The sequence below is a fragment of the Streptomyces sp. NPDC001194 genome (assembly GCF_042896985.1).
GTDB lineage: Bacteria > Actinomycetota > Actinomycetes > Streptomycetales > Streptomycetaceae > Streptomyces.
In genome coordinates this window covers 110,644-133,681 of sequence record NZ_JBIAXU010000007.1, presented here as the reverse complement: position 1 = coordinate 133,681, position 23,038 = coordinate 110,644, and the positions used below count along the sequence as shown (strand labels likewise).

Annotated in this window: 15 protein-coding genes, 1 tRNA gene and 1 pseudogene; 11 read left to right on the top strand and 6 right to left on the bottom strand. The window is 70.0% G+C overall.

The features are described from left to right. Window positions 1-241: 241 nt before the first annotated feature. Window positions 242-3,166: a glycoside hydrolase family 48 protein gene (locus ACFY1T_RS17870; protein WP_390788984.1), complete on the top strand. Its 2,925-nt coding sequence runs from the start codon at window positions 242-244 to the stop codon at window positions 3,164-3,166. Between the two features lie 156 nt (window positions 3,167-3,322). Here ACFY1T_RS17870 and araA read toward each other — a convergent pair whose 3' ends face one another. Both araA and araB read right to left on the bottom strand, forming a co-directional pair. Next, entirely contained in the window at window positions 3,323-4,834 is a 1,512-nt protein-coding gene (gene araA / locus ACFY1T_RS17865) for an L-arabinose isomerase (RefSeq protein ID WP_390788983.1), read from the bottom strand. Window positions 4,835-4,916: 82 nt separating this feature from the next. Beyond that, complete coding sequence (gene araB / locus ACFY1T_RS17860; protein ID WP_390788982.1) at window positions 4,917-6,611, bottom strand: ribulokinase; 1,695 nt, start codon at window positions 6,609-6,611, stop codon at window positions 4,917-4,919. Between the two features lie 539 nt (window positions 6,612-7,150). Here araB and ACFY1T_RS17855 point away from each other — a divergent pair. The 5 genes from ACFY1T_RS17855 to ACFY1T_RS17835 all read left to right on the top strand — a co-directional run bounded on the left by ACFY1T_RS17855 (window position 7,151) and on the right by ACFY1T_RS17835 (window position 13,145). After that, window positions 7,151-8,146: an ABC transporter substrate-binding protein gene (locus tag ACFY1T_RS17855; RefSeq protein WP_390788981.1), complete on the top strand. Its 996-nt coding sequence runs from the start codon at window positions 7,151-7,153 to the stop codon at window positions 8,144-8,146. Between the two features lie 94 nt (window positions 8,147-8,240). Further along, entirely contained in the window at window positions 8,241-9,803 is a 1,563-nt protein-coding gene (locus tag ACFY1T_RS17850; protein WP_390788980.1) for a sugar ABC transporter ATP-binding protein, read from the top strand. Window positions 9,804-9,861: 58 nt separating this feature from the next. After that, window positions 9,862-10,896: an ABC transporter permease gene (locus ACFY1T_RS17845; RefSeq protein ID WP_390789134.1), complete on the top strand. Its 1,035-nt coding sequence runs from the start codon at window positions 9,862-9,864 to the stop codon at window positions 10,894-10,896. Next, a complete protein-coding gene (gene yjfF, locus ACFY1T_RS17840; protein WP_390788979.1) occupies window positions 10,893-11,915 on the top strand; it encodes a galactofuranose ABC transporter, permease protein YjfF in 1,023 nt (340 codons plus the stop codon). The genes ACFY1T_RS17845 and yjfF overlap by 4 nt, the downstream gene beginning before the upstream one ends. A gap of 105 nt (window positions 11,916-12,020) precedes the next feature. Beyond that, a complete protein-coding gene (locus ACFY1T_RS17835; protein WP_390788978.1) occupies window positions 12,021-13,145 on the top strand; it encodes an aldose epimerase family protein in 1,125 nt (374 codons plus the stop codon). 144 nt (window positions 13,146-13,289) lie between these two features. Here the strand turns inward: ACFY1T_RS17835 and ACFY1T_RS17830 are convergent, their stop codons facing one another. Next, window positions 13,290-14,312 (bottom strand): LacI family DNA-binding transcriptional regulator, encoded by a 1,023-nt coding sequence (locus tag ACFY1T_RS17830; RefSeq protein WP_390788977.1) that lies wholly within the window; start codon window positions 14,310-14,312, stop codon window positions 13,290-13,292. Between the two features lie 391 nt (window positions 14,313-14,703). On the opposite strand from ACFY1T_RS17830, the gene araD reads away from it, so the two are divergent. Both araD and ACFY1T_RS17820 read left to right on the top strand, forming a co-directional pair. After that, entirely contained in the window at window positions 14,704-15,441 is a 738-nt protein-coding gene (gene araD, locus ACFY1T_RS17825) for an L-ribulose-5-phosphate 4-epimerase AraD (protein WP_390788976.1), read from the top strand. Window positions 15,442-15,991: 550 nt separating this feature from the next. Continuing rightward, window positions 15,992-18,463 (top strand): glycoside hydrolase family 9 protein, encoded by a 2,472-nt coding sequence (locus ACFY1T_RS17820; RefSeq protein WP_390788975.1) that lies wholly within the window; start codon window positions 15,992-15,994, stop codon window positions 18,461-18,463. Window positions 18,464-19,125: 662 nt separating this feature from the next. Here the strand turns inward: ACFY1T_RS17820 and ACFY1T_RS17815 are convergent. Continuing rightward, window positions 19,126-19,649: pseudogene (locus tag ACFY1T_RS17815) on the bottom strand (glycosyl hydrolase); the annotation flags it as partial. Between the two features lie 163 nt (window positions 19,650-19,812). Then, a tRNA-Met gene (locus tag ACFY1T_RS17810) sits at window positions 19,813-19,886 on the bottom strand. 182 nt (window positions 19,887-20,068) lie between these two features. Between ACFY1T_RS17810 and ACFY1T_RS17805 the strand changes: the two genes are divergently transcribed. Genes ACFY1T_RS17805 through ACFY1T_RS17795 form a run of 3 tightly spaced genes read left to right on the top strand, consistent with a single transcriptional unit; the run spans window position 20,069 to window position 22,137 of the window. Then, window positions 20,069-20,392 (top strand): type VII secretion target, encoded by a 324-nt coding sequence (locus tag ACFY1T_RS17805; protein WP_390788974.1) that lies wholly within the window; start codon window positions 20,069-20,071, stop codon window positions 20,390-20,392. Between the two features lie 3 nt (window positions 20,393-20,395). After that, window positions 20,396-21,697, top strand: coding sequence for an amidase domain-containing protein (locus tag ACFY1T_RS17800; protein WP_390788973.1), 1,302 nt, complete (start codon window positions 20,396-20,398; stop codon window positions 21,695-21,697). Continuing rightward, a complete protein-coding gene (locus tag ACFY1T_RS17795) occupies window positions 21,697-22,137 on the top strand; it encodes a hypothetical protein (RefSeq protein WP_390788972.1) in 441 nt (146 codons plus the stop codon). The genes ACFY1T_RS17800 and ACFY1T_RS17795 overlap by 1 nt, the downstream gene beginning before the upstream one ends. A gap of 330 nt (window positions 22,138-22,467) precedes the next feature. Here ACFY1T_RS17795 and ACFY1T_RS17790 read toward each other — a convergent pair whose 3' ends face one another. Next, entirely contained in the window at window positions 22,468-22,878 is a 411-nt protein-coding gene (locus ACFY1T_RS17790) for an NUDIX hydrolase (RefSeq protein WP_390789133.1), read from the bottom strand. Window positions 22,879-23,038: the final 160 nt, after the last annotated feature.

Below are 23,038 nucleotides of genomic sequence, written 5' to 3'. Positions count from 1 at the left end.
TGCGCCCCGGCGGCGCGCCTGCTGATGGAACCGCTCCCACTGGTTGGGGCCAGACCGTAGCGCCAACTGTCGTCATACAAAAGGGGAGTTGAGTAAATTTCTTGCAGATTGCTTTCGACTCTTCACGCGTCTTGACGCCGTCGCGACGCGTCTGCACAGTGGGAGCGCTCCCACTGTTGAGAACTTGTGCGCAGCCGCTTCTCCCATCCCGTCTCCCCGAGCCGCGAGGAGAACCATCCGCATGTCGGCACACCCCCCACGCAGATTCCACGGACGGCGCAAACTGCTGACCGCGTCCGCCACGGCCCTGTCCCTCTCCCTCCCCCTGGGCCTCACGGCCGTCGGCGCCACCACGGCCGCGGCCGCAGCGGTGCAGTGCAGCGTCGACTACAAGACCAACGACTGGGGTTCGGGCTTCACCGCCGAGCTCACCCTCACCAACCGGTCCGCGACCGCACTCGACGGCTGGAACCTCACCTACGACTACTCCGGCAACCAGCAGCTGACCAACGGCTGGAACGGCGTCTGGACCCAGTCCGGCAAGAGCGTCCGCGTCGCGCCCCCGGACTGGAACAAGACCGTCGCTGCCGGCGCGGCCGTCACCGCCGGCGCCCAGTTCAGCTACAGCGGGACCAACGCCGCCCCCACCTCCTTCGCCGTCAACGGCACCCCGTGCACCGGAGCACACCAGCCCCCGGTCGCCGTCCTGACCAGCCCCACCGCGGGCGCCGTCTACACGGCGGGCGCCCCCGTCCCGCTCGCCGCGACCGCCGCCGCGGCCGACGGCGCCACCGTGGGCAAGGTCGAGTTCTACAGCGACACCACGCTCCTGGGCACGGACACCACTGCGCCCTTCACCCTCGATGCCACCGGCCTCGCAGCCGGTTCCCACTCCCTCTACGCCAAGGCCTACGACACCCTCGGGGCCTCCGCCGAGTCGGCCCCCGTCGGCATCACCGTCGCCGCCGGCCCCGCGCTCGTCGCCACCCCCGCGCAACTCTCCGTACGCCGCGGGGAGACGGGCACCTTCGGCCTGAAGCTCTCGGCCCAGCCGACCGCGAACGTCACGGTGAGCGTCGCCCGCACCTCGGGCAACACCGACCTCGCCGCGACGCCTCCCGAGCTCACCTTCACCCCGGCGAACTGGAACACCGCCCAGAAGGTGACGGTCACCGCCGGGACCACTGGCAGCGGCTCCGCCGTCTTCACCGCGACCGCCCCCGGCCACGCCAAGGCCGAGGTCACCGTCGCCCAGCTGGCCGCCGACTCCACGTACGACGCCCGCTTCCTCGACCTCCACGGGAAGATCACCAACCCGGCCAACGGCTACTTCTCGCCCGAGGGCATCCCGTACCACTCCGTCGAGACGCTCATCGTGGAGGCCCCGGACCAGGGGCACGAGACGACCTCGGAGGCCTACAGCTATCTGATCTGGCTGCAGGCGATGTACGGGAAGATCACCGGGGACTGGACCAAGTTCAACGGTGCGTGGGAGACCATGGAGAAGTTCATGATCCCCACCCATGCCGACCAGCCGACGACCGGCTCCTACAACGCCTCCAAGCCCGCCACCTACGCACCCGAGCACGACCTCCCCTCGCAGTACCCGGCCAAGCTCGACGGAGGAGTCGCCGCCGGCGCGGACCCGATCGCCGGCGAGCTGAAGAGCGCGTACGGCACGGACGACATCTACGGCATGCACTGGCTCCAGGACGTCGACAACGTCTACGGCTACGGCAACGAGCCCGGAAAGTGCTCCGCCGGACCGACCGCGACCGGACCCTCGTACATCAACACCTTCCAGCGCGGGCCCGAGGAATCGGTCTGGGAGACCGTGCCGCACCCCACCTGTGACACGTTCGCGTACGGCGGCAAGAACGGCTACCTCGACCTCTTCACCGGGGACTCCTCCTACGCCAAGCAGTGGAAGTTCACCGATGCCCCGGACGCCGACGCGCGTGCCATCCAGGCCGCCTACTGGGCCGACGTCTGGGCGAAGGAACAGGGCAGGGGAAACCAGGTCACCACGACCGTCTCCAAGGCGGCCAAAATGGGCGACTACCTGCGGTACTCCATGTTCGACAAGTACTTTAAGAAGACCGGCAACTGCATCGGCCCGACCGTCTGCCCCGCCGGCACCGGCAAGGACAGCGCGCACTACCTGATGTCCTGGTATTACGCCTGGGGCGGCGCCACCGACACCTCGGCCGGCTGGTCCTGGCGGATCGGCTCCAGCCACGCGCACAGCGGCTACCAGAACCCCCTCGCCGCCTACGCACTCAGCGAGTACGCCCCGCTGAAGCCCAAGTCGACGACCGGCGCCACGGACTGGGCGACCAGCCTCGACCGGCAACTGGAGTTCTACCGCTGGCTCCAGTCCGACGAAGGCGCCATCGCGGGCGGCGCCACCAACAGCTGGCAGGGGCGCTACGCCCAGCCCCCGGCCGGGACCCCCACCTTCCACGGCCTCTTCTACGACGAGAAGCCCGTCTACCAGGACCCGCCGTCCAACCAGTGGTTCGGCTTCCAGGCCTGGTCCATGGAGCGGGTCGCCGAGCTCTACGAGCAGACGGGCGACGCGGCGGCCAAGACCGTGCTCGACAAGTGGGTCGGCTGGGCCCTGTCGAAGACCACGATCAACCCCGACGGCACCTACCGGATCCCCTCCACCCTCAAGTGGTCCGGCGCCCCCGACACCTGGAACGCGTCGGCGCCCGGCGCCAACGCGGGCCTGCACGTCACCGTCGCCGACTACACCGACGACGTGGGCGTGGCCGCCGCCTACGCCAAGACCCTGACCTACTACGCCGCGAAGTCCGGGAACACCGAGGCCAAGCGGGTCGCCAAGGGACTGCTCGACGGCATGTGGGCCCACCACCAGGACCCGCTGGGCCTCTCCGTCCAGGAGACCCGGACCGACTACAAGCGCTTCAACGACCCGGTGTACGTCCCCAGTACGTGGACCGGCAAGATGCCCAACGGCGACACGGTGAACTCCTCGTCCACCTTCGCCTCGATCCGCACCTTCTACAAGAACGACCCGGCCTGGCCAAAGATCGAGGCCTACCTCGCCGGCGGCGCCGCGCCCGTCTTCACCTACCACCGGTTCTGGGCCCAGGCGGACATCGCCCTGGCCATGGGCTCGTACGCGGAGCTGCTCGAATAACAGAGCGCCCCGCCCGGAGACAGCTCCGCGTACGACGAGGCCGGGCAGGCCGTCAGGGCCTGCCCGGCCTCTACGCGTCCACCCGTCATACGGTCTCCCGGAAGCCCGGACCGCGTCGATGTCCGTGACGGAGGGACGCGCCGGGTTTCGAGCGGTTCACAGTCCCAGTGCCAGCCGGTGGTACGCCTGGTTCCAGCGGAGATCGCGCCGGAACTGCTTCGGGGTGGTGGTTTTGTCGATGAGCGCGAGTTCCATGCGGAGCATCTCCGCCAGGTCGTCGAGGTGGTCGGAGGTGAGGGCGGTGCTGAGGACGGTGTGGTGCGGTCCTCCGGCCGTCAGCCAGGATTCGGTGGAGGTCCGCAGGTCGGGGCTGGGCCGCCAGACAGCGCGGGCGACGGGCAGGGCGGGCAGCGGGTGAGGGGGTACCACCAGGTCGATGTCATTGGCGATCAGGCGGAAGCGGTCGCCGAGGTCGGCGAGCCCTACCACCACGGCCGGGCCGGGGGCCGCGTCGAACACCAGGCGCACCGGGTCCTCCCGCCCGCCGATGCCGAGGGGGTGGATCTCACAGCTGGGCCTGGCGGTCGCGATGGTGGGGCAGACTTCCAGCATGTGCGCGCCGAGGATGAGCTCGTTGCCGGGTGTCATGTCGTAGGTGTAGTCCTCCATGAAGGAGGTGCCGCCCGGGAGTCCGGTGGCGGCCACCTTGAGGGCGCGCAGCAGGGTGGCGGTCTTCCAGTCGCCCTCTCCTCCGAAGCCGTATCCCTGGGCCATGAGCCGCTGGACCGCCAGGCCGGGCAGCTGGCGCAGTCCGCCCAGGTCCTCGAAGTTGGTGGTGAAGGCCCCGAAGCCGCCCGTTTCGAGGAAGGTGCGCAGGCCGGCTTCGATGCGGGCCGCGTAACGCAGCGAGTCGTGCCGTTCGCCGCCCGGTCGCAGTTGCGGCGCCAGGCGGTACAGGTCCGCGTACTCCTCGACGAGGGAAGCCGCCTCGCTCTCGTCCGTGCTGTCGACGACCTCCACCAGGTCGTTGACGCCGTAGGTGTTGACGGAGACGCCGAAGCGCAGCTGGGCCTCGACCTTGTCGCCCTCCGTGACGGCCACGTCGCGCATGTTGTCGCCGAAGCGGGCGACCTTGAGGGTGGCCAGTTCGGACCGCGCGGCGGCTGCCCGTGCCCAGATCGCGACGCGTGCGGTCGTCACCGGATCGGTGACGTGGCCGGCGACGGTCTTGCGGGGGACGCCGAGACGGGCCTGGATGTGGCCGAACTCGCGGTCCCCGTGGGCGGCTTGGTTGAGGTTCATGAAGTCCATGTCGATGGTGTCCCAGGGCAGGGCCACGTTCGACTGGGTGTGGAGATGCAGCAACGGCTTGCGCAGCGCGTCCAGTCCGGCGATCCACATCTTGGCCGGCGAGAAGGTGTGCATCCAGGCGATGAGCCCGATGCACCGGTCTTCGGCGTTCGCGTCGAGGCACACTCGGCGGATGGCATCGGCGTCGGTCAGTACCGGCTTCCACACGACACGTGCGGGAATGCCGGGGACGTCGGCCAGGGTGGTGGCGATCTGCCGCGACTGTTCGGCGACCTGCTTCAGGGTCTCCTCCCCGTACAGGCCTTGGCTGCCCGTGAGGAACCAGATTTCCTGGGCGGGAGATGTTCGGCTGGGCACATGGACTCCTGAAGGTGACGTCCCGCAACGGTGGTGAGGGCGGCGGGCGGGTGGGGAAGGGGGTACGAACAGCGGGGCGGGGTCAGCCCCCGGTGTGGGTCGTGTCGCGGATTTTCCTCAGGCGGTGCAGCAGGCCACCGGTACCGAAGTGGTCGTGCAGGAGCTCGTATTCGGCGAAGAGGACGTCGTAGGCGTCGGCCCGGGAGGGGTCGGGCGTGTGGACGGCGGGCAGACGGCGGCCCATGGCGGCGGTGGCCGTGCGTACGTCCGCGTGCGCGCCGGCGGCTACGGCGGCGTGGATGGCCGACCCGAGGGCGGGGCCCTGGTCGGACGCGGCCAGGGAGACGGGGCGGCGCAGCACGTCGGAATAGATCTGCATCAGCAGTTCGTTCTTGGCCAGTCCGCCGGCGACGATGAACTCGTGCACCGGTACGCCGCCCGCCTCCAGGGCCTCCACGATGACGCGGGTGCCGAACGCGGTGGCTTCGAGCAGCGCGCGGTAGACGTCCTCGGGACGGGTCGCGAGGGTGAGGCCCACGATGACTCCGGAGAGGTGGTGGTCGACGAGGACCGAACGGTTGCCGTTCAGCCAGTCGAGGGCGACCAGTCCGTGTCCGCCGACCGGCTGGCCGGCGGCTTTCCGGGTCAGCAGGGTGTGCAGGTCCTCGCCGCGGTCGGCGGCCTCGGTGAGGTAGTCCGACGGGACGCCTTGGTCCAGTACCCAGGCGAAGACGTCGCCGACCGCGCTCTGGCCGGCCTCGTAGCCGTAGGTGCCCTCGACGATCCCACCGGCCACGACACCGCAGATGCCGGGGACGTCGGCGAGGACGGGGGCGTTCACGACGTGGCAGGTGGAGGTCCCCATGATGGCGAGCAGCTGGCCGTCCTCGACGGCCTGGGCCGCCGCCGCGGTGACATGGGCGTCGACGTTGCCCGCGGCCACGGCGATGCCGGGCCGCAGCCCTGTCCACGCTGCCGCCTCGGTACTGAGCGAGCCCACTCGTGAGCCCAGCGCGGAGAGGGGGAATGCGAGGCGGGTGCGTGCGAAGTCGGCGAACCGGGGGTTCAGCGCGGCCAGGTACTCCTCGCTCGGGTAGGCGCCGTCCTGGTGGATGCCCTTGTAGCCGGCCGTGCAGGCGTTGCGGGACTCGGTTCCGGTGAGCTGCCACACGATCCAGTCGGCGGCCTCGATCCACCGTGCGCAGGTTTCGTAGACGAGCGGATCCTCCTCCAGGACCTGGAGGGCCTTCGCGAACTGCCACTCGGCGGAGATCCGGCCGCCGTAGCGGGCGATCCATTTCTCCCCGCGGGCGTGGGCGAGTTCGTTGATGCGGTCGGCATGCGATTGGGCGGCGTGGTGCTTCCAGAGCTTGGGCCACGCGTGCGGCCGTCCGGCGAACTCGGTCTCGGCGAGGGGGGTCCCGTCGGCCAGCGTGGGCAGGACGGTGCAGGCGGTGAAGTCGGTGGCGATGCCGATCACCGCGGCGGGATCGATCCCGGCCGCCGCCACGGCCTGCGGGACGGCGTGACGCAGTACGTCCCGCCAGTCCTGGGGGTGTTGTAGGGCCCAGTCCGGAGGCAGTGGCGCACCGCCGTGCGGCAGGTGCCGGTCGATGACTCCGTGCCGGTAGGCGTGGACCGCGGCGGCCAGCTCCTCACCGTCGCGAACCCGCACCACCACGGCGCGGCCCGACAGCGTGCCGAAGTCGACGCCGACCGTGTACTGCTCCGATTCCTCGGAATGCGGGGTGGGCGCGAGGGGATGGGGTGAGGTCAACAGAGTGCCTTTCGAAGGAGCCGTGAGGCGGCAGGAGGCCCGGCAGACGGCCCGGCAGGAGGCCCCTCAGGAGGCGTTGCCGCCCGCGATCCTGGCGGTCGGCCGGGTGGTCCGATGCCGCCATTGTGAGCGCTAACAATGTCGATGGGCAAGGGGTCTGCGTGGATCACGTGTGAGCTCCATCGGCACGGTTGCCTCCGTATACGGCGGCCCGGATTGATCTGCCGTCGATGTGGCACGGGTTGAGCCTTCAATCCAGGTGGTGGGACCGATGGCCTCGTGAACGGATGGGGGTCCGCCTCGTTGCTGCACCCGAGGTGGTAACGGGGAGGTAACGTGCGCAAGGGGGTTGAGAACCTGGCTTGTTAGCGCTCACAATGCCACGGTGCCCCCTCTCAAGGGGGTCCCTCTCCCGCCGACCCGGACGCGGCCACCCCCGGCCGTCGTGCACCGCGCGGCACTCCTGGGGCTCCTGGTGGGCAAAGCCCGGCCCCGGCCGTGCGGCGCCTCTTCCCGTACCCCCTGAAAGGACACTCGACATGGCTCGCAGAGCAGTTCTCGTCCTCACTGCCGCCCTTCTCGCCTCCTCGTCGACCGCCTGCTCGACCAGCAGCCCCGCCTCCAGCTCCCCCTCCGAAGCCAAGGCGGGATCCGGCAAGACGATCACGCTCGGCTTCGCCCAGGTCGGCGCCGAGAGCGGTTGGCGCATCGCCAACACCAAGTCCGTCCAGGAGGCGGCGAAGAAGGCCGGGATCACCCTCAAGTTCTCCGACGCGCAGCAGAAGCAGGAGAACCAGATCAAGGCGATCCGCAACTTCATCCAGCAGAAGGTCGACGTCATCGCCTTCTCGCCGGTCGTGGAGTCCGGTTGGGACACGGTGCTGAAGGAGGCCAAGGACGCGGGCATCCCGGTCATCCTCACCGACCGCGCTGTGGACACCAAGGACACCTCCCTCTACAAGACCTTCCTGGGCTCGGACTTCGTCAAGGAGGGCAAGTCCGCGGGGGAGTGGCTGACCGCCGCTTATGCGAACGAGCAGGGCCCGGTCAACATCGTCGAGCTCCAGGGCACCACGGGCTCCGCACCCGCCAACGACCGCAAGGCCGGCTTCGCCGACGCCATCCGCGCCGACGGCAAGTTCAAGATCGTCGCCTCGCAGACGGGCGACTTCACCCGCGCCAAGGGCAAGGAGGTCATGCAGGCGTTCCTGAAGTCCCAGAAGGACATCGACGTCCTCTACGCCCACAACGACGACATGGCCCTCGGCGCCATCCAGGCCATCGAGGAGTCCGGCAAGAAGCCCGGTACGGACATCAAGGTGATCTCGGTGGACGGGATCAAGGACGCCTTCGTCGCGATGACCGAGGGCAAGATCAACGTCGTGGTGGAGTGCAACCCGATGCTCGGTGACCAGCTGATGGAGCTGACCAAGAAGGTCGCGGCAGGAGAAGACGTGCCGCCTCGCATCGAGACCCAGGAGGGTGTCTTCCCGCAGGACAAGGCCGCGGCCGCGCTGCCGTCCCGGAACTACTGAAACAGCAGGTTCCGGTGCGAGAGGAGGCCCGGCCTCGGTGCCTCCTCCACCGTCGGCAGCCCGCTCCACCACCCCACCCATGAGAGGAGGGCGGATGGCATCCCCGTCCACCACCCCGCGGCCCACGGACGCGGGCGGCCCGCGGCCCGTCCTGGAAGCCCAGGGCATCCGCAAGCAGTTCCCGGGCGTGCTCGCCCTCGACGGAGTCGCCCTGCGGCTCTTCCCCGGTGAGGTGCACGCCCTGATGGGCGAGAACGGCGCCGGAAAGTCCACCTTGATCAAGGTGCTCACCGGCGTCCACCCCGCCGACGGCGGCACCCTCGTGGTCGACGGCCGGCCCCACGCGTTCGCGGACCCCCTCCAGGCGCAGCAGGCCGGAATCAGCACCGTCTACCAGGAGGTGAACCTCTGCCCGAACATCTCGGTCGCCGAGAACATCCTCATCGGGCGCGAACCGCGCCGGTTCGGTCTCATCCACTGGTCCGCGATGCGGCAGCGGGCGGCCGAGCTGCTGACGGAACTGGACCTCGACCTGGACGTCACCAGTCTGCTCGATTCGCATTCCCTGGCGGTACAGCAACTGGTCGCCATCGTCCGGGCGGTGGACGTCTCGGCGAAGGTGCTCGTGCTGGACGAACCCACCTCCAGCCTGGACCGCGAGGAGGTCGCCCAGCTCTTCACACTGGTGCGCCGCCTGAGGGACCGCGGTGTGGCCATCCTGTTCGTCACGCACTTCATCGACCAGGTATTCGACCTCTGCGACCGCGTCACCGTCCTGCGCAACGGCCAACTGGAAGGCGAGTACCCCATCGGGGAACTGACGCCGGTGACACTGGTACAGCGCATGATCGGAGGGGAACTGGCGACCCTCGACCAGCTGTCCGGCCGTTCCCACGAGGGAGCGGCCGTACGGGCGACCGGCGTGCCGTTCCTCCGGGCACGGCAGCTGACCCGCACGGGCTCGATCGAACCGTACGACCTCGACATCCACGCCGGCGAGGTCATCGGACTGGCGGGCCTCCTGGGGTCGGGCCGCACCGAGGTGGCGCGCCTCCTGTTCGGAGCGGACGGCGCGGACGCCGGGGAAGTGAGCATCGAGGGCGAGAAGGTGGTCCTGCGCACCCCCCGCCACGCCATCGCCCGGGGCATCGCTTTCTGCTCCGAGAACCGCAAGTCCGAGGGGCTGGTGGGCGAGCTCACGGTCCGCGAGAACATCATCCTCGCCCTGCAGGCCGCCCGCGGCTGGACCAGGCCGCTGGCCCGTGCGACGCAGGACGAACTGGCGCGGCACTGGATCGAAGCCCTGGACATCCGCCCCGCCGACCCCGAAGCACAGGTACGCCACCTCAGCGGAGGCAACCAGCAGAAGGTCCTGCTCGCCCGTTGGCTGCTGACCGCCCCCCGGCTCCTGATCCTCGACGAACCCACCCGGGGCGTCGACATCGGGGCCAAGGCGGAGATCCAGAAACTCGTGGCCCGCCTGGCGGGCGAAGGCACCTCCGTGCTGTTCATCTCGGCGGAACTCGAAGAGGTCCTGCGCCTGTGCCACCGCATCGCCGTGCTCCGCGACCACCGCATGGTGGCCACCCTCGCGAACGACGACACCGTCACGCCCGAACGCCTCCTCACGACCATCGCCACGGGAACGGACTCATGACCACCCAGCCCGCCAAGTCCGAGGCGGCCGGCGGAGTCGGGAGACGGCCGGCCACCGCCTGCTGTGGCCCGCGCTCATCCTGCTCGCCCTGCTCCTCGGCAACCTCGCGTTCCACCACGACTTCTTCTCCGTCCGCGTACGAGACGGCCACCTCTACGGCAGTCTCATCGACATCCTGCAGTTCGGTGCACCCCTCATCCTGGTGGCGCTCGGCATGACGCTGGTCATCGCCACCCGCGGGATCGACCTTTCGGTGGGTTCCACCGTCGCCATCGCCGGCGCCCTCGCCTGCGGGCACATCTCCACCGCCGCTCGTCCCGGCAGTGTCGCCACCATGCTCACGGCCGTCGCCCTCGCGCTCGGAGTCGCCCTCGCGCTGGGCCTGGCCAACGGCTTCCTGGTGTCCGGGCTCGGGGTGCAGCCCATCGTGGCCACCCTGATGCTCATGGTCGCGGGCCGCGGTGTCGCCCAGCTGATCACCGACGGCCAGATCATCACGGTGACCAGCGCCCCCTACAAGATGATCGGAGGCGGCTACTGGCTGACCTTCCCGTTCGCCGTCCTCCTGGCAGCCGGCCTCGTCGCGCTCACGGCCTTCGTCACCCGTCGCAGCGCACTCGGCATGCTGATCGAGTCCGTCGGCGGCAACCCCGCGGCCAGCCGCCTGGTCGGCATCCGGGCCGGCGGCCTGCTCGCCCTGGTCTACGTCGTCAGCGCGTTGTGCGCCGCCGTCGCCGGGCTGATGATCAGCTCCAACGTCTCCAGCGCCGACGGCAACAACGCCGGCCTGTGGATCGAACTCGACGCGATCCTCGCGGTCGTCGTCGGAGGCACCGCCCTGACCGGAGGACGCTTCTCCGTCGGCGGCACCGTCCTGGGAGCCCTGATCATCCAGACCCTGTCCACCACCGTCTACACCCTCGGTGTCCCACCCGAGACCAGCCTCGTCTTCAAGGCCTTCGTCGTCATCGTCGTCTGCCTCGTGCAGTCCCCGGTCTTCCGGGCCAAGGTCCTGCGTCGCCGCAGGACGACCACTCCCCGATCCCACACCACGGCGGGCGCCGCCCCGCAGCAGCAGGAGGCAGGCGCATGAGTACCGGCATCGCGAGCGCCGCCGCGCAACTCACCCGTCCCTTCGCGGCCGTGTCCCCGCGCACCCGCACCCGCATCCCACTGATCGTCACGGCCCTCCTGCTGGTCGTCATGTTCAGCGTCGGATCGGTGCGCTACGAGGGCTTCCTCTCCGCGCAAGTCGTACTGAACCTGCTGATCGACAACGGATTCCTCCTGGTCGTCGCGGTCGGAGCGACCTTCGTCATCCTCACCGGCGGCATCGATCTGTCCGTCGGCTCCATGGTGGCCCTGTCGACCGTGCTCACCGCCTGGCTGGTCGAGTCGCACGGCTGGTCCCTGGCCACCGTCATCCCCCTCGTCCTGCTGGTCGGCGCCGCGAGCGGGACGCTCATGGGCTGGATCATCCACACCTTCGAGATCCAGCCGTTCATCGTCACCCTGGCCGGCATGTTCCTCGCCCGCGGGCTCTGCTACACGATCAGCACCGAATCCATCACGATCAGCGACCCCACCACGGCAGGAATCGCGCAGACCCGGCTGTACGGCCCGGGGGGCCTGTTCGTCTCGGTCCCGGTGGTCATCGCCCTGGCCGTGCTGGTGATCGCCTTCGTCGTGCTACACCACACGCGCTTCGGCCGCAACGTGTACGCGCTGGGCGGCAACGAGTCCTCCGCACGCCTGATGGGTCTTCCGGCGGGCTCCACCAAGATCGCCGTATACACCGTCAGCGGCCTGTGCTCCGCACTCGGCGGTCTGCTGCTGACCTTCTACATGCTCTCCGGCTACGCCCTCCATGCCATGGGCATGGAACTCGACGCGATCGCCGCCACCGTGATCGGCGGCACGCTGCTGACCGGCGGTTCCGGCTTCGTCCTGGGCACCGCCGTCGGCGTGCTCGTCCTCGGCATGATCCAGACGGTCGTCAACTTCCAGGGCACGCTCAGCTCCTGGTGGACCCGGATCGTCATCGGCGCACTGCTGCTCGTGTTCATCGTGCTGCAACGTCTGATGAGCGGCCGTCGCCCCGCCGCCGACTGACTCCGGCACCGCAGCCCATCAGCCCGTGCCACCGCGTTCGCACGCCGCGATCACAGCTCGCTTCCCGGCGCGCCCTGCGGTGGACCGACTTCCAGGAATACCGTCATGAAACACGCATACGAATCTGTCGACCAGGCCGCCGAGCCCGGGCAGACTGCCGCCTGTCCGCGGACGGTCCGCCCCCTGCGTCTGGACGATGACGGACCTGGGGAGAGGTGGCGGTTCGGCTTCCCCGGCCGGGCCTGCGCGGAGGTCCACACGCGCGGCGCCCGCCTCCATTCCCTGATCCTGCCGGACCGCTGGGGCCACACCGCCGATGTCGTGCTCGCCGCCCGCGCCCCCGGCGCCTGCGAGGGCTCCGCACGCTACTTCGGCGCGACGGTGGGCCGTTACGCCAACCGGATCGCGCGCGGCCGGCTCGTCGTCGACGGCGTCACCCACCGGATCGCCACCCAGGAGACCGGGCACACGCTGCACGGCGGTCCCGACGGGTTCGACCAGCGCGTGTGGCGGTGCGAACCCTTCCACTCCGCGCACCGCACCGGTGTCCGTCTGTTCTTGCACAGCCCCGACGGCGACCAGGGGTTCCCCGGCGCCCTCAACGTCCGCGTCACCTACACGCTGGACCAGGATGACAACCTGACCCTGTCGTACCAGGCGGTCGCCGACGCGCCGACGATCGTCAACCTGACCAACCACGCCTACTGGAACCTCGAAGGAGAGGGGCGCGGCAACGTCCTGGCCCACCATCTCCAGGTCGAGGCCCCCCTCTACACCCCCGTCGACGCCCAGCTGATCCCCGACGGCCCTCACCGCTCGGTCAGCGGCACCCCGTTCGACCTGCGCCGGAGCCGGCGGCTCTCCGACGTGCTGACCCATACGGATACGCAACTGGCCCTCGCCGGTGGCGGCTTCGACCGCAACTGGGTCCTCGACGGCGCCCCGCGAACCCGTCCTCGCAAGGCCGCCGTGTTGTACGCCCCCGCATCCGGCCGCCGCATGGACGTGCTGACCACGGAACCGGGCATCCAGGTCTACACCGCCCAAGGCCTGACCGGTGACATCACGGGCAAGGGAGGCAGGCCCTACCAGGCCTACGCGGGGGTCGCGCTGGAAACCCAGCACTTCCCGGACTCACCGAACCGCCCCGACTACCCGACGGTCCTCCTGCGCCCGGGCGAGCTGTACCGGTCCACCACGATCCACAGTTTCACCACGGTCAGCGCCTGAGGGGGGCGGCGCCGGCCATCGCCGCTGTTCGGTGCCCTTGCGGCACCGGACAGCGGGTTCCGTGCCCGCGGCGCCTTTCCCCGTACGAGGTGCCCTCGGGGCCCGGCTCCGCGTGGGAGGGGCCTACGGCCGGGCGGGTGGGTGTCATGTGCCGGGGGGAGCGATCCTGCGGGCCGTGCTGGCGCGCACGATGAGCTCCGGCGCCACCACCAGGTGCGTCGACTCGTCGGTCCGGCCTTCGATGTGGTCCAGGAGCAGCCCGATGCTGTCGCGGCCGATCGAGGCGAAGTCCTGACGGATCGTCGTCAGCGGGGGCGGGAAGAACTCGGCCTCGGGGATGTCGTCGAAGCCGGCGACCGCCACGTCCTCCGGCGTGTGCAGGCCCGCCTCCCGCAAGGCCCGTAGGACACCGAGGGCCATCTGGTCGTTCGCGACGAACACCGCGGTGAGGCCCGTTCCCCGCCCTCGCGACGTCCGGAACCGACCCGCGAGCTGCTGGCCGGCCTGGTATCCCGACAGCGGACTCCAGTCGCCGCGCAGCACGGGCGGCACCTCGGCGCCGGCATCTCGTAGCGCGTCCTCCCAACCCTGGGTGCGGGCCTCGCTCTCGAGCCAGTCGGGAGGGCCTGCGACATGCCACACGGTGGCGTGGCCCGAGGCGAGAAGATGCTCCGTGATCATGCGAGCGCCGAGGCTCTGGTCCAGCGACACCCCCGGCAGGTCTAGGTTGTGGCCGCCTTCCACGGTGACCACCGGGCACGGTGCTTCCAATGCCGCCAGGGCCCTCACCGCGGCGCGTTGGGGAGTGACGGCGACGATCCCCTCCACGCCCCACCCGGCGAGGTGCTGCATGGCTTCGGCGAGGGCCGTCTGCGTGGCCGTCCGGAGCGTGACGGCAGACGTCAGATAGCCGCGGTCCCGAGCCGCCTCCTGCACTCCCGCCACGGTGCTGGCGGGACCGTGCAGAGTGGTGTTCACCGCGATGACGCCCAGCGTGTGGGTCCGGCGAGTGGCCAGGGCCCGGGCCGCCGAGTTGCGGCGGTACCCCAGCTGCTCGATGACTTGTGTCACGGCGGCCCGGGTCTTGGCGCTGACGTTCGGGTGGTCGCTGAGCACCCGCGAAACGGTCTGATGGGACACGCCGGCAACACGTGCGACGTCCGTCATGGTGGGCGCTCGCGAGACGTCTGGGAGCTGGGTCAAGTCTCTTCCTTTCCTCATCGAGCGGCCTTCCCTCAAGGTACCGAATCAGCCACCGCCCGCACACATCTCGGACCGACCGGGAGTTTGTCGATCAGGTATCGATGTTGGCGTTCACATTATGCAGCGTTGGTCGCATGGTACGGGCAGGAATTTTCTCGCAAACTCTTGAGATTATCGCTTGTTAGCGTTAACAATTCGGTCGGGGTAGCTGGGTGAGTGGGAGAGCTGCGACGGCGCAGCCGCGATGCCTGGTGCGGCCCCCGGTCAGTCCAGCCCGCTCATGCGCGACTGCCGGGCCGGTGGGACGCCGGTCCAGAGAAACCGCCGCGCATGTCAGACAGACGGTGAGAGCGTAGTGAGCGAGACCATTCTCAAGGACCTCCGTCGCGAGGTCCTCGCGGCCAACCTGCGCATCCCGGAAGCCGGTCTGGCCACCCTCACCTGGGGAAACGTCAGTGGCGTGGATCGAGACGCCGGCGTCTTCGTCATCAAGCCGTCCGGGGTCTCCTACGCCGACCTCACCGAGGAGGGCCTGGTGGTGGTGGCGCTGGAGGACGGACGGGTCGTCGGTGGACACCTCAGGCCGTCCACCGACACCGAGACCCACCGGTGCCTCTACCGGGCCTTCCCCTCCATCGGCGGCGTCACCCACACGCACTCGGCGCACGCCGTCGCCTTCGCCCAGGCGCGCCGCCCGATCCCCGTGCTCGGCACCACACACGCCGATACCTTCAACGGGCCCGTCCCCGTGACGGCGGACCTCACCGCCGAGCAGTGCGCGCAGGACTACGAGTACAACACCGGCCAGGTGATCGTTGCCCGGCTCGACGGCGACCCCCGTCGGGCCGACGAGGTTCCCGGAGCGCTCGTCTCACGGCACGGCCCCTTCACCTGGGGCGCCACCGCGACTGCTGCGCTGGAGAACGCCATCGTCTGCGAGGCCGTGGCGGAGATGGCGCTGCACACGCTGGCGCTGGGCTCCCGCCTCGGAGACACCTCCGAACCGCCGAGGCATCTGCTGGAGCGGCACTTCACCCGCAAGCACGGACCGGACGCCTATTACGGCAACGCCCCTCACTCCCCGGGTGTCTGAGGCCGCGCACCGCCGCGCGACGCGGCGAACTGCGGCGGGCCGCCGGCGACCTGCGGCGCCAGTGGGGGAGGGGCCTCAGATCGCCGCGCAGTACTGTCGCACGCAGGGCGTGACCTCGACCCGCTGGGTGGACGGCCTCATGGTCGCCGATGCCGCGGTGCCGGCCGAGTGTGACCACCTGCACTCCGGCCGCTGGCCCGCCCTCGTCACCCGCCGCGGCGGGGCGGGCCGGATCACCTGCATCGGCCCTGTGGCGGGGCGCGACCTTGCCCGGGAGCTGGGCGTCCGGCCGGCGCCGACTGACCGGCGCCGAAGCCCCGCAGCGGCAGGCGCGACCTGCCCGCGTCCGTCACCGCGGCGACCGGTACCGTCCCGGGTCCCGGGCGGACGCCGCGTCCATGTGGTGCACGACTGGAGCCGGCAGTCCGTCGATATCCAGGCGGGCCGGTCAACTACCGCTTCATGCAGGTGCCTTGACGGGTTCGTCAGGTGCCTGGCTTGATTGGGAGCGCTCCCACTTTGCCCCTCATCCACCGAGGAAGGCTTCACCGTGCCTCCTGTCACCTCCGCCCGCGGCGTGCCACGTCGCGCGGCCGCCGTGCTCGCCGGCTTCGCGCTGGCGGTCGGCGGCCTGTCCGCGACCGCCCTGACCGTTCAGGTCGCGGCTGCCGCCACCGTGGCCGCCGCTGCAGACACGCCCGTCCGGGTCAACCAGCTCGGCTACCTGCCCGACGGCCCCAAGCGGGCCACCGTGGCCAGCTCCGCGACCGCCCCGCTCGCCTGGCAACTGCGCGACGCCTCCGGCGTGGTGGCCGCCTCGGGCGCCACCACGGTACGTGGGGCCGACCAGGCGTCCGGCCAGTCCACGCACCTGGTGGAATTCGGCGCGTACACCGGCGCCGGCACCGGCTTCACCCTGGTCGTCGACGGCCGGACCAGCCACCCCTTCGACATCTCCGCGTCGCTGTACGACGGACTGCGCGCCGACAGCATGTCGTTCTTCTACCAGCAGCGCAGCGGCATCGCGATCGACGCCGCCCTGGCGGGCGGCAGCGCCTACGCCCGCCCCGCCGGGCACCTGGGCGTCGCCCCGAACAAGGGTGACACCGGCGTCCCCTGCCAGACCGGGGTGTGCGACTACCAACTGAACGTGCGCGGCGGCTGGTACGACGCGGGCGACCAGGGCAAGTACGTGGTCAACGGCGGCATCTCCGTCTGGGAGATGGTCAACTCCTTCGAGCGGGCCCGTCGTTCGGGCGGCGACGCGGCCCTCGGCGATGCGACGCTGCGGGTGCCGGAGCGTGGCAACGGCACGCCGGACGTGCTGGACGAGGCTCGCTGGGAACTGGAGTTCCTGCTGCGGATGCAGGTCCCGGCCGGGAAGCCGATGGCCGGGATGGCCTTCCACAAGGTGCACGACGCCAAGTGGACTGCCCTGCCGACCCGGCCCGAACTCGATTCCGAGCAGCGTGAGTTACACAAGCCGTCGACCGCCGCGACGCTGAACCTGGCGGCCTCGGCCGCGCAGTGTGCCCGGGTGTACGCGTCGTACGACGCCGCGTTCTCCGCGCGCTGCCTGGACGCGGCCCGCCGCGCCTGGACGGCCGCCAAGGCCAACCCGAACGTGCTCGCCCAGGCGAGCGACAATACCGGCGGCGGTGCGTACGAGGACGCCGACCTCTCCGACGAGTTCTACTGGGCGGCGGCGGAACTCCTGGCCACCACCGGCGAGTCTCAGTACCGGGACGCCGTCACCTCCTCCCCGCACCACACCAAGCCCGTCGACGCGTTCTGGTGGGGCGGCACCGCGACGCTCGGCCGCATCACCCTCGCCACCGTCCCCGGCGTGTCCCTGCCCGCCGACGACGTGGCCAGGCTGCGCGGCCTGCTGACCACGGCCGCCGACGGCCACCTGTCCACCATGGCCGGACAGGGCTACGCGGTGCCGCTCCCCGCCACCGGGTACGTGTGGGGCTCCAACAGCTCCGTCACCAACAACGCGATGGTGCTGGCCGTCGCGTACGAGCTCACCGGTGAACAACGCTACCGGGCCGGGGCATTGGAGTCCTTGGACTACCTGCTCGGCCGCAACGCGCTCGACCTCTCCTACGTCACCGGCTACGGCGACCGCTACTCCGAGAACCAGCACCACCGGTTCTGGGCGCACCAGAACGACGCCTCACTGCCGCACCCGCCGGCCGGTTCCTTCGCGGGCGGGCCGAACGCCGGGCTGGAGGACCCGGTGGCCAAGGAGAAGCTCGTGGGCTGCGCACCGGCGGCCTGCTACGTGGACGACATCGGCTCGTACTCCACCAACGAGGTGGCCATCAACTGGAACGCCTCGCTGGCCTGGCTGGCGGCCTTCGCGGCTGAGCGGCGCGGCGCCCCGGCGGCGCCGGTGGTCCGGGTGGCACCGGCGGCCGTGACGGTCCCGGAGGGCGGCTCGGCGCCGGTGGGCGTGCGGCTCTCGGCCGCGCCCGCGCAGAACGTGACGGTGACGGTGGCCCGGAACTCCGGCGACGAGGACCTGTCGGCAGCCGCGACCCTGGTGTTCACCCCGGCCGACTGGGCGACGACGCAGCAGGTTTCGGTCCTCGCCGCGCAGGACGCCGACGCGTCGCCGGGCAGCGCGACGTTCACGGTCGGTGGTCCTGGCGTGCAGTCGGCGACGTTCACGGCGACGGAAGCGGACGACGACGCGTCGGCGGGCTCCTGCACGGTGGCGTACCGGATCGACAACGCCTGGGGCAACGGTTTCACGGCGACGGTGACCGTGAGGAACACCGGAACCTCGGCGATCTCCGGCTGGACCCTCGGCTGGAGCTTCGCGGGTGATCAGCGGATCAGCAACGGCTGGAACGCCACGGTGAGCCAGTCGGGCAGCGCGGTCACCGCCCGTGACGCCGGGTGGAACGGCACGCTGGAGCCCGGCGGCAGCGTGGGCTTCGGCTTCCAGGCGACGTATTCGGGTACCAACGCCATCCCGGCGCGCTACACGCTCAACGGTGCACTCTGTTCCTGAGCGATCACCACGACTCGCCCGCCCGCCGCACCTGGAACTCTGGTGCGGCGGGCTGCTCGGTGGGCTCGGCCCTGCTGGAGCGGAGCCAGGGTGAACGCGAAGGACTCCGGGCCGAGTTCGAGCCGCTGCTGAGGCGGGACACCGGGTCCCACGGCGGCGGTGCCGAGGCCCTGGACGGCGTGGTCGGTGTGGAGGTGGATCAGCGGGCCGGGATGAGATCGCTGCGGTGCCGTGCGGCGTCGAGCTGTTGGTCGGCCCAGAGGCGCGCGACGAAATGAAACGGTTCTTCGCCCGCGACGCGCAGTCCGTTGCCGGCTCCGTCGGTGAAGCGAACTCGGTCGGCAGGCGGCTGCCGTAGGTGACGCCCAGCTCGTGGCCGTTGAGCCAGACCCGGGCGCAGGGCAGGTGGGAACCGGAAACGCCCAGTACCCGGTGAGGTCGATTCTGGGGGTATCGGAGTCCAGGGCCGCGCGCGGCGCTGCCCTGCCGTGGCCAGGTGCGTAGTCCTCGAAATGGCGTGCGGACGTGCGGAATCCGTCGGCGGCCGTAGGTGATGCGCGCGACCGCACTGTCGAAGGTGTCTTGCAGGAAGCGCTGCCGTCGATGGACGGCGACGGAGTGGAGCCAGGATGATCCTGGCTCCACTCCATGGTGCGGGCGTGTCACTGGAACTGTGCGAAGAACCTCCAGGTCTCTCCCTTGGTCCAGGTAGGGACACCGCTCTCGTTGGGGGAGCCGTCGCCCGGACCGGGCAAGTGGCCTCCGTCGAACGCGGCCCATTGGACCGGGTACCCGGCACGGCGGCCCGAATAGGTGGTGGTGATGTGCGTCCGGCTGCCCGGCGCGGGCTCGCGCGGGCTCTGGGGAGTGCAGCCGTTGTTGCTGACGGACCTGTCGCGCAGGGACCGTCCTTGCGCGATGGCGAGAACGGAGCCGCTGACGCCGTGGATTCCGAAGGAGGCGATGGGCTGGGTGCCGCCCCTGCACCCGCTGATCTCGCCGCCGGAGATGACCGCGACAGCCCTGAAGGGGTTCGCCCGGGTGCATGCGAGTGCGTAGCTCATACCGCCGCCCCAGGCGGCGTCCTCACCGCCCGAATTGGCCCAGCCGCTGTCGAGGCTCTGGGGGCGACGACGATTGCGCTGTTGTTCGATCGTTCTTGTCGGCCGCAGTGGGACCAGGCATTGCTGTCCACCGTCGCCGCCTTGGCGGGCGCCGGCCTCACCGCGAAGAGCATGCCGATCGCGAGCGTCGCCGCCACCACGACGGCCCCAGGCGGTTCCACGCCAGCACGTCACTACAGCAGAAGGGCCCAGATCTCTATCGGAGATCTGGGCCCTTCAGAGCAGTAGCGGGGACAGGATTTGAACCTGCGACCTCTGGGTTATGAGCCCAGCGAGCTACCGAGCTGCTCCACCCCGCGTCGGTTCCTCCACCATACGGCACCTTTGGCCTGGGCTTCGCCAGGTTTTCCTGCCCGACCTGCCGTCGCAAGCCCTCGCGGCTCGCAGGGGCAATCAGGGCTCCCTGTGCCCAGTTCAACGAATGATCACCCGACGAAGCGGTGTCTTAGGATGTGGACGAAGTGATCATGGGGGAAATTTCGTGGATGTAGACATCAAGACGTATTACGTGCGGCAAGGCGCGGGAGGTGCCGACGCGGCCGCCGAGAAGGCGCTGGAGAACCTCCGCAAGTCCCTCGATTCGAGCGACACGGCGGCCGATGCGCACCACGGCTGGTCCTCCGCGGGGGCGTTGAAGCGGTGTGCGACCGCGTGGGAGGACCACATGGTCGACCTGGGGAAGCAGATGAACACCATGGCCGACAACCTCCACACCACGGCCAACGCCTATGACACCACCGATGCCCAGGCTCAGGACGCCTTCGGCAGGCTCCGGCACGGCCTCGCCGACTTCGGGAGGAACTGATCCGTGGTCGCCTATCACGACCTGTACGACTGCCGGGTGGACCAGTGGCAGAAGGCGGCGGACGACTGGGTCGACCTCGCCCGGCGTTCCTCTTCCGCCTGTGAGGACATCCGCGCGCAGGGCAAGAAGCCACTCGACGACCACTGGGCGGACGCCACCGGCAAGCAGGCCGGCAAGCGCCTGGAGGACCTCGCCGACCGTCTGGAGTCCGGCGGCGACATCATGAAGGGCGTGGCCATGGTCCTCGACGCCCTGGCCCATTCGATGGGATTCGCCCAGCGCACGCTCTTCCACGCGGCCGAGCTGGCGCGCGAGCACGGGCTGAGCATCGAGGACGGCCGCGCGGTGGGCGCGTACACGGGGGCCGCACCCGTCGGCCCGAACGTCCCGCAGAACGTACGCGACGCCTACACCAAGGAACTGGGCCAGATATCCGAGGTCAACGGGCTGATCGACGAGGCCCTGCGCGAGGCTGACCAGGCGGACGCGAAGGCCTCCGCCGAACTGGACAAGCTCGCGAAGACCATCAACGTCTCCGACACCTCCCAGGCGCACAACGAGATCCTCGTCGAGGCGTCCCACATAGAATTCGAGATGCTCCGCGCGGACATCCCGGTCGGCAAGGATCCGAACCTCCAGCGCGCCTGGTGGGACGGCCTGACCCCGCAGCAGCAGAAGGACCTCATGCGGGCCGACCCCGTGACCCTCGCCGACCTCAAGGGCCTGCCGCCCGAGGTCGGGCGCGAACTGCGCGGACCCGACGGGAAGATCGACCGGGTCGAAATGGTGCGGTACGCGCTCGACCACTGGGACAAGAAGGACGACCTCGACTACGGGGCGCTCGGCAACTGCACCAACTTCGTGTCGTCGAGCCTGGAAGCAGGCGGCATGAAGAAGAAGATCGACCCCTGGTCCGGGCTGACGGGCGACGACGCCTGGGGCCGCCAGAGCGGGACCGGGTGGGACTGGCTCGACCAGCACGCGTACCACTCCGAGTCATGGGCGCGGGCCGAGGGACTGCAGAACTTCCTGCTGCGCCACGGCAGCAAGGAGGTGCCGAGGACCGAGGCACAGCCCGGTGACATCGTCTTCTACGAGCAGGTGGCTCCAGGCACGGAAACCGCCCCCGGCGAGACCCACCACGCCGCCGTCGTCACCTCGGTCACCCCGGACGGAGACATCAAGGTGACCCAGCACACGAGCTCGTTCCAAAACGTGAGTCTGGACAGCCGGGAACACATCGCGAACAGGAACGGCGGCGAGCAGCGCATCCGCATCGTCCGCCCCGAACCGGATTGGTACTGATGGCCACCACCTCGCCCTCCCCCGCCGCGAGCGACGGCACGGCGCGCCCGCGCGCCGTCACGCCGGGGACCGTGACGGCGGGGCTGCTGGTGCCGTTGCTGACCGTGGCCGGCGTCGCCACCTCCCTGCACACTCAGGAGATCGAGCACGGGTGGGCCGACCGGCAGCGCGAAGCCTGCCGACACCTGCCCTTCCCGATGACGGAGTACGTCGCGGGGTGGGCCGGTGTGGGCCTCGGCCTGGCGGCGGTGGCCGTGTGCGTGCTGCTCGCGCGGCGGCTGCGCGGACGGTACGGCCGCCGGCTCGGGGAGAGCTGGCCGGGCCTCGTCGCCGGTACCACCGTCTGGTTCAACGTTCTGGCGATCCCGATGGAACTGATCCAGCTGTACGTCGTCCACGCGGCCGCCGCGGCGGGGATCAACCTCGGCGACGGGTGCTGACGAGCGCGTGCACGGTGGGCGTGCCCCGTCGAACGCCGCCCGAAAGGAGCGCAGCCGCCTGAGCCGTGATCCTCAAGCTGCAACCGAGCTTGCCCGATCGCGGGGAAGGTCGACGACCTTGCCGTCGTCCTTGCGATGTGTGGGTGCTCGCAGTCCTTGTAGGAGGTACCCATGCCGTGGGGCAGAGACTTGGTTGCCATGCGGTGCTGGACTCTTGGGGTGCCCACGGTGGTCCTCGAAGCCCCACCGGTGTGTGGGCTGCCACTACAGGGCGACATCCACGGAATGCTGCTGCGGGGCGGCGAGGCATTCTCGTCCTGGTGGCCGTGGTCAAGATCGAAGGATGGCGTCCAGGTGTCGTTGGACTGGCTTGAAGAGGCCGTACGGGATGTACCGCGGGATCTCAGACAGGTTCACCCACGCGACCTCAGCGACTTCATCAGCGTCCGCCACATGTGCGGTCCCGCCGACCACCTCGCAGGCCGTGTAGGACACGTGCCGGCCGGTGAGGGGATGGATCCGCTCGCCCAACCGCACAACGGCGACCACGTCCAGGCCGGCCTCCTCCTTCGTCTCGCGGACGGCGGCTTCATCGCAGGACTCGCCCGGTTCGACTTTGCCCGCCGGGAATTGCCATGAGAGTCGACCCTCCGCAACTCGTCGCCGCACGAGTAGTACGCGACCCTCCTGAACCACGACGGCCCCGGCAACCTGACGCGCAGGTTGGACAGCGCTATCCAGTGACGCCTGTTCCACCGCCGGCGCCGCTGACTCCTGCTGTGCGTGCTCGAGCTCGAGCTGCCACGCCCGCGCCTTGGCGTAAGCGACGTGCATCATGCTGCCCGGACACAGCACGAGGCCCCGCGGCTCGATCTTGTGGTCCTTGACCGATCCGTATCCG